Source organism: Paenarthrobacter sp. YJN-5 (assembly GCF_015040095.1).
Classification (GTDB): Bacteria; Actinomycetota; Actinomycetes; order Actinomycetales; family Micrococcaceae; genus Arthrobacter; species Arthrobacter ureafaciens.
Window position 1 is genome coordinate 1 of record NZ_CP053548.1, and the last position, 18,233, is coordinate 18,233.

General features: G+C 65.6%; 15 protein-coding genes. 12 read left to right on the forward strand and 3 right to left on the reverse strand.

The window, feature by feature from the left end:
• Positions 1 to 293: 293 nt before the first annotated feature.
• From HMI59_RS25285 to HMI59_RS25300, 4 genes are all read left to right on the forward strand, one after another.
• Positions 294 to 596, forward strand: a complete 303-nt coding sequence (locus tag HMI59_RS25285) for a hypothetical protein (protein WP_227471762.1) — start codon at positions 294 to 296, stop codon at positions 594 to 596.
• 365 nt (positions 597 to 961) lie between these two features.
• Complete coding sequence (locus HMI59_RS25290; RefSeq protein WP_193591830.1) at positions 962 to 2,212, forward strand: IS256 family transposase; 1,251 nt, start codon at positions 962 to 964, stop codon at positions 2,210 to 2,212.
• A gap of 578 nt (positions 2,213 to 2,790) precedes the next feature.
• Positions 2,791 to 2,955 (forward strand): DUF3188 domain-containing protein, encoded by a 165-nt coding sequence (locus HMI59_RS25295; protein WP_370583609.1) that lies wholly within the window; start codon positions 2,791 to 2,793, stop codon positions 2,953 to 2,955.
• 219 nt (positions 2,956 to 3,174) lie between these two features.
• The gene (locus tag HMI59_RS25300; RefSeq protein WP_193594640.1) at positions 3,175 to 3,537 is read left to right on the forward strand and encodes a hypothetical protein; all 363 of its coding nucleotides are present in this window, start codon (positions 3,175 to 3,177) and stop codon (positions 3,535 to 3,537) included.
• A gap of 638 nt (positions 3,538 to 4,175) precedes the next feature.
• On the opposite strand, the gene HMI59_RS25305 is transcribed toward HMI59_RS25300, so the two are convergent.
• Positions 4,176 to 4,850, reverse strand: a complete 675-nt coding sequence (locus HMI59_RS25305) for a metal-dependent transcriptional regulator (protein ID WP_193594641.1) — start codon at positions 4,848 to 4,850, stop codon at positions 4,176 to 4,178.
• Between the two features lie 125 nt (positions 4,851 to 4,975).
• On the opposite strand from HMI59_RS25305, the gene HMI59_RS25310 reads away from it, so the two are divergent.
• The 3 genes from HMI59_RS25310 to HMI59_RS25320 all read left to right on the forward strand — a co-directional run bounded on the left by HMI59_RS25310 (position 4,976) and on the right by HMI59_RS25320 (position 12,382).
• Positions 4,976 to 6,058, forward strand: a complete 1,083-nt coding sequence (locus HMI59_RS25310) for a multicopper oxidase domain-containing protein (protein WP_193594662.1) — start codon at positions 4,976 to 4,978, stop codon at positions 6,056 to 6,058.
• Positions 6,055 to 7,290, forward strand: coding sequence for a ZIP family metal transporter (locus HMI59_RS25315; protein ID WP_193594642.1), 1,236 nt, complete (start codon positions 6,055 to 6,057; stop codon positions 7,288 to 7,290). The genes HMI59_RS25310 and HMI59_RS25315 overlap by 4 nt, the downstream gene beginning before the upstream one ends.
• A 349-nt stretch (positions 7,291 to 7,639) precedes the next feature.
• The gene (locus HMI59_RS25320; RefSeq protein WP_193594643.1) at positions 7,640 to 12,382 is read left to right on the forward strand and encodes a DUF4082 domain-containing protein; all 4,743 of its coding nucleotides are present in this window, start codon (positions 7,640 to 7,642) and stop codon (positions 12,380 to 12,382) included.
• 61 nt (positions 12,383 to 12,443) lie between these two features.
• Here HMI59_RS25320 and HMI59_RS25325 read toward each other — a convergent pair whose 3' ends face one another.
• Together HMI59_RS25325 and HMI59_RS25330 are read right to left on the reverse strand one after the other, a co-directional pair.
• Positions 12,444 to 13,469 carry a PD40 domain-containing protein gene (locus HMI59_RS25325; RefSeq protein ID WP_193594644.1) on the reverse strand — a complete coding sequence of 342 codons (1,026 nt, stop codon included), beginning with the start codon at positions 13,467 to 13,469 and terminating at the stop codon, positions 12,444 to 12,446.
• A gap of 155 nt (positions 13,470 to 13,624) precedes the next feature.
• Positions 13,625 to 13,951 (reverse strand): helix-turn-helix transcriptional regulator, encoded by a 327-nt coding sequence (locus HMI59_RS25330; protein WP_227471764.1) that lies wholly within the window; start codon positions 13,949 to 13,951, stop codon positions 13,625 to 13,627.
• Between the two features lie 112 nt (positions 13,952 to 14,063).
• Here HMI59_RS25330 and HMI59_RS25335 point away from each other — a divergent pair, with 112 nt between their 5' ends.
• The 5 genes from HMI59_RS25335 to HMI59_RS25355 all read left to right on the forward strand — a co-directional run bounded on the left by HMI59_RS25335 (position 14,064) and on the right by HMI59_RS25355 (position 18,211).
• Complete coding sequence (locus HMI59_RS25335) at positions 14,064 to 14,420, forward strand: zf-TFIIB domain-containing protein (RefSeq protein ID WP_210730856.1); 357 nt, start codon at positions 14,064 to 14,066, stop codon at positions 14,418 to 14,420.
• A gap of 166 nt (positions 14,421 to 14,586) precedes the next feature.
• A complete protein-coding gene (locus tag HMI59_RS25340; RefSeq protein ID WP_193594645.1) occupies positions 14,587 to 14,913 on the forward strand; it encodes a helix-turn-helix transcriptional regulator in 327 nt (108 codons plus the stop codon).
• A 98-nt stretch (positions 14,914 to 15,011) separates the two neighbouring features.
• Positions 15,012 to 16,970, forward strand: coding sequence for a cation-translocating P-type ATPase (locus HMI59_RS25345; protein ID WP_193594646.1), 1,959 nt, complete (start codon positions 15,012 to 15,014; stop codon positions 16,968 to 16,970).
• Positions 16,967 to 17,458, forward strand: coding sequence for a signal peptidase II (lspA, locus tag HMI59_RS25350; RefSeq protein WP_193594647.1), 492 nt, complete (start codon positions 16,967 to 16,969; stop codon positions 17,456 to 17,458). Before HMI59_RS25345 ends, lspA begins: the two co-directional genes overlap by 4 nt.
• A 3-nt stretch (positions 17,459 to 17,461) precedes the next feature.
• Entirely contained in the window at positions 17,462 to 18,211 is a 750-nt protein-coding gene (locus HMI59_RS25355) for a cytochrome c biogenesis CcdA family protein (protein ID WP_193594648.1), read from the forward strand.
• Positions 18,212 to 18,233: the final 22 nt, after the last annotated feature.

Here is an 18,233-nt window from a genome sequence, read left to right on the forward strand (position 1 = left end):
CCCGCCGGACCAGCAGCGGCGCTCCTCGGAGCACTCTCTGCCTGATTTGACGGCTATAGGAGCATCGTCGTAGACACGACAGGTGATGACGGGCAGGAGCCCTGCGACTAACCGGCAGCACCCAACAGCCGGCCACGCAGCGAAGCGGAGAGGACGCCCGTTCTGGGTCCTTAAAAGCCAGGGAATTGGCGTTATCTCGTGGTGCCGGGACAGGTTGGTACGGTGGAGATGTCCCGCCGGAGACGCCCCCCATGTTGCCAACGGGACAACCTCTTAGAAGGAAGACAACGACCGTGGGACTGAGAAGCCTTTTCACCAGGCGCAGGACACCGGATTCATCGAGCCCCGCCGCACTTCACAGGGTTCAAGCCGCTGCGCGTGAGCCACTGACGCCAGCACAACTGGCAGACCTCGCCGCGGCACGGACCGAGTTCCTCCGCGTTGCCGAAGAATCCGGGCTGAAATCCCTTCATGCCTGCAGCCGCGACGGGAGCCACTGGCAAGACGATCCGGAGTCTGTCCGCGCCATGACAGCTCTCATCAAAGATGCACACGACACGGCGGAAACCACCTCGGAGGATGGACCCCACCAGTAGGTGGGTTCCCCGTGGCGCGGCCGGTGCCCCTAGAACTTCAACAACGGCGAGACCTGGCGTGATGTCTTCGCGACCGGCAGTGACAAGGCCCGGACGCCCGCAGCCCAGTTTCTGGCCGAGATACGGGAAGTCGCGGCCAGAAACTGCGCTGCGGGCGAACGCCAAGGCCGTCGAACTGCTCACGGCCAGACGCTGGTACGTCATGAAATCCGCCCGAGAGTCAGGTGCGACCTGGGCCCGCTTGGCCTATGAATGAGTAGTGCCCCGTAGAGTGGTGTAACGATCCCGGCCAGTAAACGTCAGCGTGGCCACCGGGATCTTCCTTCGAGGAAACTCTCACATCCCACTCGAAAGGCGTCACACCGATGACCACTCCCTCTATTGTCGACCCTGCCACCGTCCTCACCAACGCGCTGGGCGACGCATCACCGGATCTGATGCGCACCCTGCTGCAAACCATGATCAACACCCTCCTCTCAGCCGAAGCAGATGCGATCTGCGGCGCCGAGTACGGGAAGCCCTCTGCTGACCGAGTGAATTCCCGCAACGGATACCGCACCCGTGAACTCGATACGCGTGTCGGAACCATAGACGTCGCGATCCCGAAGCTCCGCTCCGGCACGTACTTCCCCGAGTGGCTCCTCGAACGTCGCAAACGCTCAGAAGCGGCGATGATCACCGTCGTCGCTGACGCCTACCTCGCTGGCGTCTCAACGAGGCGGATGGACAAACTCGTGAAGACCCTTGGCATCCATTCCCTGTCGAAGTCGCAGGTCTCCCGAATGGCCGCCGATATGGACGAGCATGTGCGTGAGTTTCGCACGAGGCCGTTAGGTGAGGCCGGCCCGTTCACGTTCGTCGCGTGCGACGCACTCACGATGAAAGTGCGTGAGGGCGGGCGGGTGATCAACACCATGGTGCTCGTCGCGACCGGGGTGAACGCTGACGGGCATCGGGAAGTCCTGGGCATGCAAGTGGCGACCGCGGAGACCACGATGGCGTGGAACGGGTTCTTCGCAGACCTTGTCGCGCGCGGCCTCACCGGGGTGAAACTCATCACCTCTGACGCGCACGCTGGCCTCGTTGAAGCGATGCGCGCGAACTTCCCTGGGACGTCGTGGCAACGGTGTCGCACGCACTACGCTGCGAACCTGATGTCAGTGACCCCGAAGAGCATGTGGCCGGCGGTGAAAGCGATGCTGCATTCCGTGTACGACCAACCCGACCAGAAAAGTGTTGAGGCCCAATTCGACCGGCTCCTGGACTACGTCGAGGACAAACTCCCCGAAGTGCACGACCACCTCGATGCTGCCCGGGCTGACATTCTCGCGTTCACCACGTTCCCGAAAGATGTGTGGCAGCAGATCTGGTCGAATAACCCGAACGAGCGCCTGAACCGTGAGATCCGCCGCAGGACCGATGTGGTGGGGATCTTCCCGAACCGGGCCGCGATCACCCGCCTCGTCGGGGCCGTTCTTGCGGAGCAGTCTGACGAATGGGCCGAGGGTCGTCGTTACCTCGGTCTTGACGTTCTCGCGAGGTGCCGCCTCACGCTCGTGGGTACCGACACTATCGGCCAGCACCATGAGCTCCCCGAGCTCGGGGCCGCAGCATGAGCGCCCCCACTCCTGGGCTGTACTCCGACACCGTGAGTGAGCTCGTCGCGAGCATCTGCAATCACAACGAAAACTAGCCCCCACATCCTTGAAGGATCACGAAACGGTTACACCACTCCACGGGACTTGACCTATGAATGTCATAGTTTTGTCCTTTGGCGGTGCCATTTATTTGCGATTGTCGCCACGGTTGTTGCGATAGTTAGATCGAAGCAACCCAAGAGGTAATGATCCCTATCCTGAGTGAGGAGGCCGCCATGCTCTTTGGCGGCCTCCTCACTCAGGAGACAGCCAAAGAAGCCGCTCGGTGTTTGGCTCGACAGAGACCTGATGGTAGACGAAATCACGGTTATCGGCGTTGCGAACGAGTCGTAACTGGATGAGAGAATCGCGCATTGAACGGTGATAGCTGGTCAGATGACCCGCCGGGGACGACGGTGACGAACCATGGTTAAGACTGTGCACATCGCGGCCTCGGGCAGGCACAGGAGAGGCCAGCGCGCCGATATGCTGGTGAGGTGCTGAACGAGTTTTGGGCTACTGCAACCACGCCTTACAAGGTCCTTGTCTTCGGTTCAATGGCCTTAATCGCTGCCGGAATCGTTCTCTCGATTGTTGGGAATGCCTCTCAGAACCAGGGAGTGGCGTTCGCTGCGCTGCCGGTCATCGGTGCGGGGCTTGTGCTCCACGGTGCTGGAAGGGTGATCCGGGGCCGGACCGTCAGTAGGATGCTTCGGAAATAGCCGGGCCCACCCGCGACTGGGGATTCCGTCCGGGCCCCACTGTGCTGAGGCATTCGCAGGCCGACCACCATGAACTCGTCAAACCATTCAGCTCAGGTGAGCTGGAAGCGAGGGCAGGTTTGCCTCATTGAAGAACCGGAGTTTCCAATACGCGTTCCGCGCAGCATGGTCGATCCTCGTCGGGCGGTACGCAAGGAGTGTCCGCATTAGGATGGGGAGATGAACCGTCGCCTAGCCATGCTCATCGGGATCCCTGTCCTCCTCGCCGTGGCTGGTTGCGGGCAGGTGCAGGACGCCGCCAAGAGCGTCGCCAGTGACGCCGCGTCGCAGGCAGCGACGGCCGCCGCCGACGCCGTTCGGGGTCAGATCTGCTCGCCGCTGCAGGACGGGCAGCTCAGCGCACAAGACAAACAAGTCCTCTCGGGCCTGCTCTCCACTGCCCAGACGGCCGGTGTCCCGGCCCAGTTCATCACCCCGCTAGAGGAGATAGCTCAGGCCGGCGACCAGGTCCCCGTTGCCTCGGTCACAGCCTTAGTCAAGGCCTGCGGTCTCACGCCGAGCCCGGCACCCAGCAGCAAATAGCACAGCCTGCGGGACAGTTAGACCATCCTCAATGGCACGGGGCCAAGTTCCGTGCACCGGATGCCGTTCTAGCTGGATCGACACTCCAATGAGCGCTTGCGGTGATCAGTCAGCCGGACCTACAACGCCCTCTCGGCCCGCTGCCGACGGGACATCGGACCCGCTGCCGCCTTCCCAGCGAGTCTCAAGGTTCACATAGGCATAATTGACCGAAGCTTCGGTCAACCGCTATTTGACCGAAGCTTCGCCTGCTGAACGAGTGGACAACCCCGGTCGGCTCGGCCGTGTTCGCCATTTCCCCAGGATGCGAACCCGGCGGCTTCGTCGGGGAGCAGCTCTTTAGCTGAGCACCAAGGAGGCAGTGGTCGCGCACGGAGCTTCCCGCGGGGCCACTGCCCCAGCTCTTCAGCCCCGTGTGCGCGTCGGGCAGCTTCACCGGGAGTGCCAAGAACGCCGCACCAACAAACGGCCGACACCGGCCGGACCAAAACGGTGGCACGGGTCTCCGGCCCGTGTTGGTTCGCATGCTGTCCACGCAGCACCATTGCTGCGGCAGTCTTCCAACACGGAGACCACCACTGATTCTGCAAGCCAAGATGCTGGGTCCGCGGCATGGGTGAGGGTCAAAAGTGGTCCGGCTAAACGGCCACTACCCAGATCGCGTCGGAGGCGGAAGACCCCAGATCAATGCTTCGTTCCTGGCCGCTGAGACGGATCGTCGTGAGATCTGCGTAGCGGCGATGCTCCTGGACGGACAACTCAGTGTCCGGTGACAAGCCAAGTTCGGTGAAGTACCGCAGCATCTCCGGGTCTGCGTCGGAAATACGGGTGACCGTTACGGTAACACCGGCTTCCGCGGCCGAAAGCTGGGTAGCAATGGGCTGCCACTGCGGCCCGCCGATGGAAGGAATGGGGTCCCCGTGCGGATCGCGCGTGGGACGTCCCAGATGCTGGTGGATGCGTTCGATCAGTTTGTCAGAGACGGCGTGCTCGAGGACTTCGGCCTCCTCGTGGACTTCGTCCCAGCCGTAGTCCAGAACCTGGACGAGGAATGTCTCCAGGAGGCGATGCCTGCGCACCATCGTGACGGCATGCTTTCGACCTTCATCCGTCAGCTCAATGCTGCCGTAGGGTGCGTGGGTCACCAATCCCTGCGCCGCCAGCTTCTTGATCCCATCGGACACCGTGGGGGGACGCACGCCAAGGCGCTCAGCCATGGCGCCAACACTGATCGGCGTCGCGGTCCACTCCGTGGCGGACCAGATCAGCTTCAGATAGTCCTGGGCCGATGCGGAGAGGTCAGAAACAAGCATTGCTTCATACTACTTTGCCGGGCCCGCAAATGTTAGCCTTATCGAACAATCTTGTTTCAAAGGGGAAACCCAAGGAGTTTGCAGTGCCGAAATTCAGCATCGAGAAGCTGCTCACCCGGCGATCTATGCTCTCCGGCGCCGCGGCCCTCGCCGCCGTCCCGGCGTTCTCGGCGTTGACGCCCGTGGGGGCCCGCGCCAGTGATGGCGGGCAGCACGCCGGCCACGGCACCCCGAACCAAGGAGCGGCCGCTCCCGCATCCACCGGCGAGCAGGTCACAGCCAAGGCGGGGACGGCGGACGCCACCGGCATGAGCCATGCCGGCCACGCCGGGTTCGCCGGAGGCTCGGTCATGCCTGACAGGGCCGGCATCGACCCCACAGCGATCCTGCGGGATTTCGACCGGGGAAAGACCAGTACGCTGCCGGACGGCCGGACGTTGCGCGAGTGGGACATCATTGCGGTGGATAAGGATTTTGAGATCGCCCCGGGAGTGACGTTCCCGGGCTGGAGTTACAACGGCAGGATCCCGGGACCGACGCTATGGGCGCGTGAAGGGGATCTGCTGCGGATCCATTTCACGAACGCCGGCGCGCACCCGCACACCATGCATTTCCACGGTGTCCACCGCGCCGAGATGGACGGTACACCCGGCATCGGTGCCGGGTCGATCTCCCCCGGCCAAAGTTTCACCTACGAATTCGATGCCACACCGTTTGGCACCCACCTCTACCACTGCCACCAGTCACCGCTGGCACCGCACATCGCCAAGGGACTCTACGGCGGATTCATCATTGAGCCGAAGGTCGGCAGGCCCGCCGCGGATGACGAAATGGTGATGGTGATGAACGGCTACAACACCGACGGCGGGGACGACAACGAGTTCTACTCCGTCAACGGCCTGCCCTTCCATTTCATGGACTTTCCCGTCCAGGTCAAGCAAAACGCCCTGATCCGGATCCACCTGATCAACGTCCTCGAATACGATCCGATCAATTCGTTCCACGTGCACGGGAACTTCTTCCACTACTACCCCACCGGGACCATGCTCACCCCGAGCGAGTTCACGGACACCATCTCCCAGGTCCAAGGCCAACGCGGCATCGTGGAGATCCGCTTCCCCTACCCGGGCAAGTACATGTTCCACGCCCACAAAACCGAGTTCGCCGAGCTCGGCTGGATGGGCTTCTTCGAGGTGAGCCCGGCATGAGCATCGACGAAAAAACCAACACGCCCACACCCGCCGCGGCCCCAGACGGCCGTCCGTCCATGCCCCGCTGGTTGCTAGGCCTGGGACCGGTGGTCCTGATCGCCGTGCTGATGGCAGTGTTCGCCCTGCTCAACGGCCCTGGGTTGGCCAAACTCGGCGAGGGCGCCCCTCCCAAGGAAGAAGTCACGATCGAAGACGTCCGCTTCCTTCCCGGGCAGATCCAGATCACCGCCCGCAACGAAGGCCCCGACCCGGTCGCCATCGCCCAGGTGAACGTCTCGGACTATTACGCTTCCTTCACCCAATCCCGCGACACCATGGCCCCGCTGGAGGCCACAACCCTGACAGTCAACTACCACTGGGTGGACGGGGACCCATACGAGATCGCCCTCCTGACCTCCATCGGCGGCAAAATCCCCGCCACCGTCGACGCTGCGGCCCCGAGCCCGGAACGCGGCACATCGTTCTTCGGACTCATGACCCTGCTGGGCATCTACGTCGGCGTGATCCCGGTAGCGCTGGGCATGCTGTGGATGCCCTTCATCCGCCGCTCCTCCGCCTCCTGGATCCGGCTCCTGCTCGGTGTCACGGTCGGCCTCCTTGCCTTCCTGACCGTCGACGCCACCCTCGAAGGGATGGAACTCGTCGCCGGCAACGGCGCGTTCGGCGGGCCGCTGGTGGTATTCCTCGGCGCCTTCGCCGCCTACCTGGTCCTTGAAGCAACCGACGCCTGGATGCGAGGACACCAGGAACCGGCACCGGCCGGAACACCGGCGGTCTTGCCGCCACGCAAACTCGCGCTGCTGATTGCCATCGGCATCGGCCTGCACAACCTGGGCGAAGGGCTGGCCATCGGCTCGGCCTACGCCGTAGGTTCCTTGGCACTCGGGGCCACCTTGATCGTGGGCTTCGCCATCCACAACACCACCGAAGGCCTGGCCATCGTCACCCCGCTCGCGAAAGAACCCGCCCGACTGGGACGGCTCGCCGTGCTGGGCCTGATCGCAGGTGCCCCGGCCATCGCCGGGGCCCTCATCGGAGCCAGCGTCTACCAACCCACGCTCGCGGCTTTCCTCCTCGGGCTCGGCGCCGGCGCCGTCGCCCAGGTAGCCCTCAAAATCCTCCCCCTCATGAAAGACCATGCAGGGAAAATCCTCACCCCCCTCGGCAGCGCCGGCATCATCCTCGGACTCGCCACCATGTTCCTGACCGGCCTGCTCGTCCAAGCCTGACCGCCTCCCACCCGACCGTGGCCCCGTCGGCCGGGCACCCTGGGACGCCGCCGGATCAGTACCTCAGGCCCCGAGGCAGGCGCCCTTTGGGGTGATGGCCTTGCGGCCGCCTGTCGGGGACCTTTACACTCCTGCCAAGGGTGACTGGGATGGTTCCGGTGGCTCGCCGCAGTCCGGTCGAGTTTTTCCGGACGTGGTGTGCCAGGTCTGGTGTCGTCGGAACGTTCACAACTGCCCGGCAGTGAATCGAAGAACATGGTTTGACTCTGGCTGGGGAGCGGCAAGCAGGGACTGTGCGGCAGGCATGGACCCATACCGCAACAGGCGTGCCCCCCTCGCAGGAGTTCCGATGCCCGGTCGTTCAGCCAACCGCCCCCGCCCCACTTTCACGCGCCTGGTCGCGCCCCTGGTCCTGGCCATGGTCGCCACGGTGCTGCCGCTGGGCGTCCCCGCGGCCACGGCGGCCGGGCCGTGCGAGCCCGTGGTGAATCCGGTGGTCTGCGAAAACTCCAAGCCCGGCAGCCCGGCCTCGGAGTGGGACATCACCGGACCCGGAGATGACAGCATCCAGGGCTTCTCCACCGAGATCAGCGTCAACGCCGGTGATCCCATCCGGTTCAAAATCGATACCGATGCCCCCACCTACACCATCGCGGTCTACCGCACCGGTTGGTACGGCGGCGACGGGGCTCGCAAAATCGCCGATGTCACACCCTCGACCATGCGCCAGAACCAACCGCAATGCCTCAACGACCTCACCACCGGCCTCTACGACTGCGGCACTTGGGCGGTGTCGGCGACGTGGCAGGTCCCGGCCACCGCGGTGTCCGGGATCTACGTCGCCTTGCTGACCCGGCCCGACACCGGCGGGCAAAGCCACATCACGTTCATCGTCCGCAACGATGGCAGCACCTCCGATGTCGTCTTCCAAACGTCCGACCCGTCCTGGCAGGCTTATAACTCCTATGGTGGCTCGGACTTCTACCAGGGTCCGAACGGCCGGGCGTACAAGGTCAGCTACAACCGTCCGGTAGCGACACGCGGCGGACCCGGCGGCCGTGACTTCTACTTCGCCAACGAATACCCCATGGTGCGCTTCCTGGAGCAAAACGGCTACGACGTCAGCTACATCAGCGGCCTCGACACCCACCGGAACGGCGCCCAGCTGCTCAACCACAACGTGTTCCTCTCCGTGGGCCACGATGAATACTGGTCCGGCCCGCAACGGGCCAACATCGCCGCGGCCCGGGACGCGGGCGTGAACCTGCAGTTCCTCTCCGGCAACGAAGGCTACTGGCGCACTCGCTTCGAACCCTCACCCGTGGACAGTTCAGCCGGCAGGACTTTGACCTCCTACAAGGAAACCTGGGCCAACGAAAAGATCGATCCCAGCCCGGAATGGACCGGCACCTGGCGCGACCCGCGGTTCGCCTCCCAGGCCAACGGCGGTGGCCTGCCCGAGAACGCCCTGACCGGCACCATCTACATGTCCAACTACTCCGACCTGCCGGTCACCGTTTCCTCCGACGAAGGCAAAACGCGGCTCTGGCGCAACACCCCACTGGCGTCGCTGCCGGCCGGTTCCTCTGCCGAGCTGGCACCCCACACCGTAGGGTACGAATCGGACGAGGATCTCGATAACGGGTTCCGGCCCGCGGGCCTCGTGCGGCTCTCCACCACGGTCGGGGATGTCCCGCAATACCTGCAGGACTTCGGGACCACCGTCGCCTCCGGCACCACCAAACACCACGTGACCCTCTACCGGGCTGCAAGCGGGGCCCTGGTGTTCTCCGCCGGCAGCGTGCAGTGGAGCTGGGGCCTGGACCAGGTCCATGACGGCGAGGGCGCCCCTGCGGACCCGCGGATGCGGCAAGCCCAGGTCAACCTGCTGGCCGACATGGGCGCCCAACCGGCAACCCTCGCCGCCGGGCTCGTTACGGCAACAGCCAGCAACGACAGCACGGGGCCATCGACCACCGTCACCACACCGGCCAACGGGGCCACCATCGGTCACGGTGCCAGCGTCACGGTCACCGGAACAGCCACCGACACCGGAGGCGTCGTGGCCGGTGTGGAAGTCTCCACCGACGGCGGAACCAGCTGGCACCCCGCCCAAGGCAAACAAAACTGGACCTACACCTACATCCAGAAAGGCCTCGCCACAGCCACTATCAAGGTCCGCGCCGTCGACGACAGCGCCAATATCGGCCCCGCCGCGACCGCCTCCGTGGCCCTGGAGGGCCCCTACAGCGTCTTCGGCCAAACCGTCCCGGCCGTGCAGGACTCCGGCGACGGTGGCGCCTACGAAATGGGCCTGCGCTTCACACCCTCGGTGGATGGGTTCATCACCGGTGTCCGGTTCTACAAGAGTGCCGCCAACACCGGCACCCACACCGGGTCCTTGTGGAACTCCGCCGGGGAACGCCTGGCCACGGCCACGTTCACCAACGAAACAGCCTCCGGGTGGCAAAGCACGTTGTTCAGCCAGGCGGTCCCCGTCACGGCAGGACAGAAATACACGGTCTCGTACTGGGCGCCCAGCGGCCGCTACTCCGTGCAGAACTACCAGTGGGCCAGCTCCGGATCCGAGGACGCCCCGCTAAGGGTCGCTGGCGGCTTCGGCGCCGAACCGGCCGGTGTTTACGGCACCTCTCCCGGCTACCCCACCAGCAGCTACAACGGCGGGAACTACTTCGCCGATGCCCTGTTCACCACCGTGGACACTTCACCCCTGACGGTCTCGGGACACGCACCGTTCCCGTCCTCCTCCAGTGTCCCCGCCACCACCACGGTCAGCGCGGTCTTCTCCAAACCAGTCACCGCCGCCAGCGTCCAACTGACCCTGCAGTCCCCCGCCGGTCCCGTTGCCGGAACTACTGCCTATGACCCAGCCACCCGTCGGGCAACGTTCACCCCATCCTCCGCACTGGCCTTCAGCACCACCTACGCTGCTGCAGTGGCCGGCACCAACGCCCAAGGCGGCCCCGTCACCGCCGGGGGCACCTGGTCCTTCACCACCGGGGCGAGCCTCCCCGTTCCCGGGGACTGTCCCTGCAGCCTGTTCAATGACTCCACCACACCTGGCATCGCAGAGATCCAGGACGGCACCACCCTGACCCTGGGCGTCCGGTTCTCCAGCGTCGCGGCCGGTGAGGTGACCGGCCTCAGGTTCTACAAGTCCGCCACCAACACCGGCACCCACAACGGCGTCCTGTACACCGCCACGGGCCAGCAACTGGCCACCGTTGCCTTCGCCAACGAAAGCAGCTCCGGCTGGCAAACGGCCCTGTTCAGCCAACCCGTGCCCATAACGGCCAACACCGACTACATCGTCTCCTACACCTCCCCCACCGGAACCTACTCGGCTACACCGGCTGGCTTCGGCCCGCGCCTGAACGTTGGGCCGCTGCGGACCGAGGCAGACGCCGGAGCCTACACCTACAGCGCAGGCTTCCCCAGCTCACGCTCAACCGCCAGCTACCTGGTCGATGTCCTCGTCAACGTCCCACCACCGGCCTTCACCCTCACGGGGCAAACCCCGCTGCCGGGTTCCTCCAGCATCGCCCTGGAAGCCCCCGTGACCGCCGTGCTGTCCGAAGCCACCGGAAGTAACGGCGCCGCGCTGGCCCTGAAAACCAGCTCCGGGACCGCCGTTCCCGGGACCAACGCCTACGACCCCGACACCCGGCAGGTCACTTTCACCCCCGGAGCGCCCCTGACCGCCAGCACCTCCTACACGGCCACCGTGAACGCGACGTCCGCCTCCGGCCGGCCGCTGACCGGAGGAACCTGGTCCTTCACCACCGTCCCGGCACCGCGGACACCCGGGGTGTGCCCGTGCACCCTCTACCAGGACACCGTCCTGCCCGGAACCGGCGAAGTCAACGACGGAGTGCCGCTGACCCTCGGTACCCGCTTCGCCACCGACACCGCCGGGGACGTCACCGGCATCCGCTTCTACAAAGCCCCCGGCAACACCGGAACCCACACCGGATACCTGTACAGCACCTCCGGCCAGGAACTGGCCACCGTCACCTTCACCAACGAAAGCAGCTCCGGCTGGCAAACGGCCACCCTGGGCACGCCCGTGACCATCCAGGCCAACACCGAATACATCGTCGCCTACACCGCCCCCACCGGGCGGTACTCCTACACCCAGGCCGGTTTCGGCAACGGGTTCTCCTCCGGACCCCTGCGCACCGCCGAGGATTCGGGCGCGTTCACCTACACCGGCGGGTACCCCGGCTCGGCCTCCACCGCCAGCTACCTCGTGGACCTGGTCTTCTCCCCGGCCCTGCCACCACTGACGATCACCTCCCGCACCCCTGCCCCGGGTGCAACCATGGTCCCGGACACTGTCAAACCCTCCCTCAGTTTCTCCGCCCCCATCACCACCGGGGCGACCTTCACCCTCACCGCCGGCGGCTCGACGGTGGCCGGAACCACCACCCTGTCCGGCGACGGCCGGACCCTGACCTTCACCCCGGCCACTGTCCTGCCGGCCAAGGCAACCATTGTGGCCAGCGTCGACAACATCGAGACCAACCAAGGCCAGAGCCTGCCCACGACCACCTGGCAGTTCACCACAGCCGATCCGGACGCCACCCAAACCTCGATGTTCGGTGGCCAGGAACCACAAACAGCGTCCGCGCAGGACTCCTCATCCGTGGAACTCGGGACAGCGTTCGCAGTCACCGAACCCGGCACCGTGACGGGCATCCGGTTCTATAAAGGACCCGGGAACACCGGAACACACACCGGGTCCCTCTGGAACACGGCAGGAACCCGGCTTGCCCATGTCACCTTCACGGACGAGACCGGCACCGGCTGGCAAACCGCGGCGCTGCCCAGCCCCATAACCCTGACACCCGGGCAGACCTACATCGTGTCCTACCTGGCACCGAACGGAGGCTACTCCTACACGCCGGCTTTCTTCACCGACACCTGGGCCGCCGGCATTTTCACGGCTCCCGGGCCTGCCAACGGCCGCTACGTTTACGGCACAGGGGGCCTCGCGCCCACCAATTCGTGGAACGCCACCAACTACTTCGTCGACGTTCTCTTCAGAACCGCCCCGTCTCCGGGCCCCTGAGCTGCCCGCGCCTCGCCGCGGCAACCAGTGAACCCAACGCGATGCCCGGAGCCGATGGTTCTCAGCGGAGTACTGCCGGTGACCAGGCGTGTTCGATAAATAGCGATGGTGCCGTGCCCGGATCCGTGCCGAGCTTCCAGATGTTGGTGTCCCCCGAGGTGGCCTCGTCGGCCAGGCCATACAACAGGGTCCGGTCATCGAGCCATTCGATCTGGTCATCGACGCTGCGCTTCTCCGCCAGGACCGTTTCCTGCCCGGTGGCAAGATCCAGCACCGCGACGGACCAGTGCGCCGCGAGCGGTCCGCCGATGTTCTTTTTGAAGGCAATCCGGGTCCCGTCCGGTGAAAGCGAGGGGCATTCGACATTGTCGGCGATCGCGGTCAGGGTCCTGGTGTCGAGTGACCCGCGCACCAGCCAGATCCGTCCGGACGAAGCGGCCGTGGCGTAGAAGAGATCGTCCTGCCCTGGCGCGAAGGTCACGCCCCAGATGTTCCGGTCGGCCGAGACAAGCCGTTCGCCATTGACCATCAGAGCGAAATCCTCAAGATTCACCGGGCTGCCGGTCCCCTGCCTGATCTCCGTGGCGGTGGAAAACCCAGCCACGGCATACGAGTGGCCCGAGACGAACACGGTGGTCGCGATCCTGGATCCGTCGCCGCTGATCCGGGTCCGGCTGGGGATGCCGGACAACGGCCAGGAACGCGTTTGCCGCCACTGATCATCGAGCACCGAGACGTCGTAGGTCGTCACCAATCCGCGATTGGACCGAAGACACACCACGGTCCGCGCCGCACCGTACACCCGGTCGCACTGCTGCCCGCTGACAGCCCGGGCGCCACCGGGCGCTGCCAACGGCACCGTCGCCGCGTTGCCATACCCCTGGCCGGTCGCTGTGTTCCGGAAAAGGACAAACGGTTCCTGCGGCAAAGACTGCCCAGCGACCACACCAACGTTCGGCTCGGCCAGGCGGCTCTGCTCAAACCGCTGAAACGCTCCCACCGCATACACGCCCGCCGCGGCCAGCACCAGGACAGTGACAGCCAACAGGACACCCCACCGGAGCCTTCCCGCCCCGAGCCCGCTCAAGACAGCCCCCGGAAACGCCCGTGCACAGCTACCTGCACCGAACCCGGCAAACTGAGGACGCCCACCTGGCCCACGCCGGCTCGCTCAGCAGGCGGGCCGGAGGCAAGCGTTCCTGCCGCCGCGCCCACTGCGGACCACAGAAGACCGCCCGGAACTCATGGCGTAACCTCGGGGGTTGTGCACTGGCAGACGGACTCCACCGCCAGAATGGTTCCCAGCAGGTCCTCAAGGGCGTGCGCCAGTTTCGGGTCGGCGAGTTCGTACCGGACCCGGCGGCCCTCGGGCGTGGCCACGACAAGACCACAATCGCGCAGACACGCCAAGTGATTGGAAAGGATCTGCCGGCTCACACCCACCAGCTCGGCCAGCTCCCCCGAGTAAGCCGGGCCCTCCTTCAACCGCATCAGCACCGAGGCCCGGGTGGGATCCGCCAGAGCCTTGCCGAAGCGTGCCAGGACACCTGTTTCAATCGCTGTCTTCACAGGTTGATATTACAGGTTCTTGTGTAACAATGCCCCTATGCCGCCCACCGCGTGGCGGGATACGGCACAGTTCTTTCACGTTGCCGCGCCCAACCAACAGGAGCCCACCATCATGTCGTTCACACAACCCGGCGGAGCAGCGCAGGGCGCCACGATGCCCTGCCCGAAATGCGGTTCGACGATGCTGCCCATGCAGCGCTTCGAGGTCACCCTCGAACAGTGCAGCGGCTGCAGCGGCATCTTCCTGGACCGCGGCGAACTGGAACAACTCATGGCCGCCGAAGCCAGGTTCTATGCCCAGCCACCTACCCCGCCCGGCTACACCCCCCAGCCTCCGCCTTACTACCCCGAGCAGGACCGCGGGCGCCAAGCCCCCGGAGGCTTCCTGCGCGACCTGCTCGGCGGGTCCACAGACCGCCGCCGGGGCGGCCATGGCGGCGGCGGACATCATGGCGGCGGCCACCACTAGCAATTCCTGCCGACCGCACGGCGCCTCCGTGGGGGCGTGCCGGATCCAGCAGCGGTAGCCAGCCCGCGACCGGAGCGGTTTGGTATGTGCAGGAAATTGGCCTCGAAGGCCGGGCACCCCTCTGTACATAATTGCGTGTATTCACGATTCAATGTACTTTGAGGGCATGGAAACCCTGACCCACGCCCCCGTGCTCGCGCGGTTCGGCTACGCTGTGTCGGACCCCACGAGAGCCCGGATCCTGCTGGCCCTGACCAGGGAACCGGCGTACCCCTCCGAACTGGCAGAGACCTTGGGTGTTTCCCGGCAGAACATGTCCAACCACCTGACGTGCCTGCGCGGCTGTGGTCTGGTCGTGGCGGTACCGGATGGTCGCCGGACCCGATATGAGCTCGCCGACGCGAGGCTGAGCCACGCCATCACCGATCTGCTTGGTGTGGTCCTGGCGGTGGATCCTGCCTGCTGCACACCTGACGGCCCACGCCTGACCTAACGGCAGCACACCCCTGACACCGGCCAGGACCCTTTGGAAGGGGTCTGAACGCATGGCCCGGGCTTTCAATGCCCGGCGACACAAATGGAGAGACGACGATGAGCGACGCCTGCTGCAGCCACGACAGCCCGGAAGCTGACGGAGAAGCCCGCGAAAACCCGGACGAGAAGCCCAGTTTCTGGCGGAGCCCTGAGATCCGGGCCGCCATGGTCTCCGGAGCCCTGCTGCTCGCGGCCTGGATCACGTCGGTCTCCGGGGCCGGGGACTGGGTGACGCTGCCTTTGGAGGCGGCGGCACTGCTGGTGGCAGGATGGACTTTTGTTCCCTCCACCCTCCGCCGGCTTTTTAAAGGAAAGATCGGCGTCGGAACCCTGATGACCATCGCCGCGCTCGGTGCCGTTGCCTTGGGGCAAGTCATGGAAGCGGCGACCCTGGCGTTCCTGTACGCCATCTCCGAAGGCCTGGAGGAATACTCGCTGGCAAAGACCCGCCATGGATTGCGCGCTCTTCTGGACCTGGTCCCCAAAGAGGCCACGGTTCTCCGCGGAGGGCGGGAGATAACGGTCGCTCCACAGTCTTTGGTCATCGGCGACCGGCTCGTTCTCCGCCCGGGTGAACGCCTGGCCACGGACGGAACCGTCCTGACCGGTAGGACGGCCCTGGACACCTCGGCATTGACCGGCGAATCGGTACCCGTCGAAGCCGGGCCCGGCAGCCTGGTCTTTGCCGGGTCGATCAACGGCACCGGCGCCTTGGAGATCGAAGTTACGACCACCGCGGAATCGAATTCCTTGGCTCGGATTGTGCACATTGTTGAGACCGAGCAGTCCCGCAAGGGTTCCAGCCAGCGCCTGGCCGACGGCATCGCCCGCTGGCTGGTACCCGGCATTCTCATCATGGCCGCGCTCATCGCCGGCTACGGTGTGGTGGTCGGGGAACCGGCGCTGTGGCTTGAGCGGGCCCTGGTGGTCCTGGTCGCCGCGTCCCCGTGCGCACTGGCGATTTCCGTCCCGGTTACCGTTGTTGCCTCGGTCGGTGCTGCAAGCCGCATCGGTGTCCTGATCAAGGGCGGCGCCGCGGTGGAATCCTTGGGACGGATCCGCACGATCGCCTTGGATAAGACCGGCACCCTGACCCGGAACCAGCCGACCGTGGTGGAGGTCGTTGCCGTCGGGGGTTCGACAAGGGAACGCGTCCTGGCCGTTGCCGCCGGCCTGGAGTCACGCTCGGAACACCCTTTGGCCAGGGCCATCCTGGCCGCCAACCCCACCCCGCCACCTGCCGTTGACGTCGAGACCGTGCCCGGCGCGGGAGTCCGGGGTGTGGTGGCGGGCACCATGGCCCGTCTGGGCCGGCCGGGATGGATCGAACCACAGGGCCTGGCCACTGACGTCACGAGAATGCAGAAAGACGGGGCCACCGCGGTTCTGGTCGAGGAAGCCGGTCAGCTCATCGGCGCGATCGCGGTCCGCGATGAGCTCCGTCCCGAAGCGGCTTCGGTCATCCGGGAATTGAACCGGCATGGCTACGAGACCATCATGCTCACCGGAGACAACGAACTCACCGCCGCGTCCCTGGGCCGTGAAGCGGGCATCACCGAAGTCCATGCCGGACTTCGTCCCGAAGACAAGGCCACGGTCATCCGTATGCTTCAGAGCCGGCAGCGGACCGCCATGGTCGGCGACGGCGTCAACGACGCCCCCGCCCTGGCCACGGCCGACGTCGGGATTGCCATGGGGGCGATGGGCACGGACGTCGCCATCGAAACAGCCGATGTCGCCCTGATGGGCGAGGACCTGAACCACTTGCCCCAGATGATGCTGCACGCCCGCCGGACGCGGGCCATCATGCTGCAAAACGTCGGGATGTCCCTGGCCCTGATCGCCGTCCTGATCCCGCTGGCCCTGTTCGGCGTCCTAGGCCTCGCCGCCGTCGTTCTGATCCACGAACTGTTCGAACTTGTCGTCATCGGCAACGGGATCCGGGCAGGACGGGCCAAAGCCCTTCCACCGGGCACGGCCGCGCCGGCAGTTCACAACGCCCCGGTGCCGGCGTGAGCGCCGCGCAGGAGCGTCGTCCCCGGACGGGCCGGGCTTTCCTTGGACTGACCGCCCTGTCCCTGGCCGCATTGGACCTGGTGGTCAAAACCCTTGTCGTGGTCACCATGGCCGATGGCAGGATGGTGGACCTTGGCCTGTTCAATCTGCGCCTGCACTACAACACCGGGGTCGCGTTCAGTCTGGGCGCGTCCCTGTCCCCGTGGATCGTCGTGGCAGCGACGGCTGTCATCGTCGCAGGCATAGCGGTGTTCCTGTTCCGCTCGGTCCCCGGATACAGCCGCCTGTCCAGGGTCGGGGCCGCGGTGCTTCTGGGCGGTGCGCTGGGGAACCTGATCGACCGCCTGGACGGGGCGGGCGTCGTTGACTACCTCCACACCGGCTGGTTCCCCACCTTCAACCTCGCCGACGTGTTCGTTGTCGGCGGAGTCGGTCTGCTGATCCTGGGGTACCTGCGCACTCCCGCTGCGACCCGGGACGGTCATTGATCCATGGGTATCGGTGACTTCTTCGCCTCCACGGTGGTCTCCGGGGCCCTGGTCCTGGCCCTGCCGCTGGCCGCCGTCGCAGGCCTGGTGTCCTTCCTCTCCCCCTGCATCCTCCCCCTGGTGCCAGGCTACCTCGGGTTCGTTTCGGGGCTCACGGACCCGGCCCAGCCCAGGAACAGGCGCCGCGTCCTGGCCGGGGTGGCGCTGTTCATCCTCGGCTTCGGGGCCGTGTTCACCCTGTACGGGGCGGCGTTCGGGGCCATCGGGTCCTGGCTGCTGCGCTGGCAGGACCCACTCATGCGTGTCCTGGGCGTCATTGTGATCCTGATGGGCCTGGTGCTCCTGGGACGGTTCTCCTGGCTGCAGCAGACCCGGAAGTTCAAACTGCCCGGAAGCGGCGGGTTATCCGGCGCTCCGCTACTCGGTGTCGTGTTCGGGCTGGGCTGGACGCCCTGCATGGGCCCCACACTCAGCGCCGTGCTGAGCCTGAGCGTGACGTCGGCGAACGCCTGGCGCGGGGCGTTGCTGGCCTTCGTGTACTGCCTCGGACTCGGTATCCCGTTCCTGCTCGTCGCCCTCGGACTGAACTGGGTGTCCAAAGCCCTCGCGGTCATCCGCCGGCACATCCGGGCCGTCAACATCGGCGGCGCCGTCATGCTCATCATCCTGGGCATCCTGATGGTCTCCGGGATCTGGGTGAAATGGATCTACCAGCTCCAAAACCTTGCCGGGACCTTCCTCATGCCCGTCTAACCCGCTGAAAAACCTGGAAGAT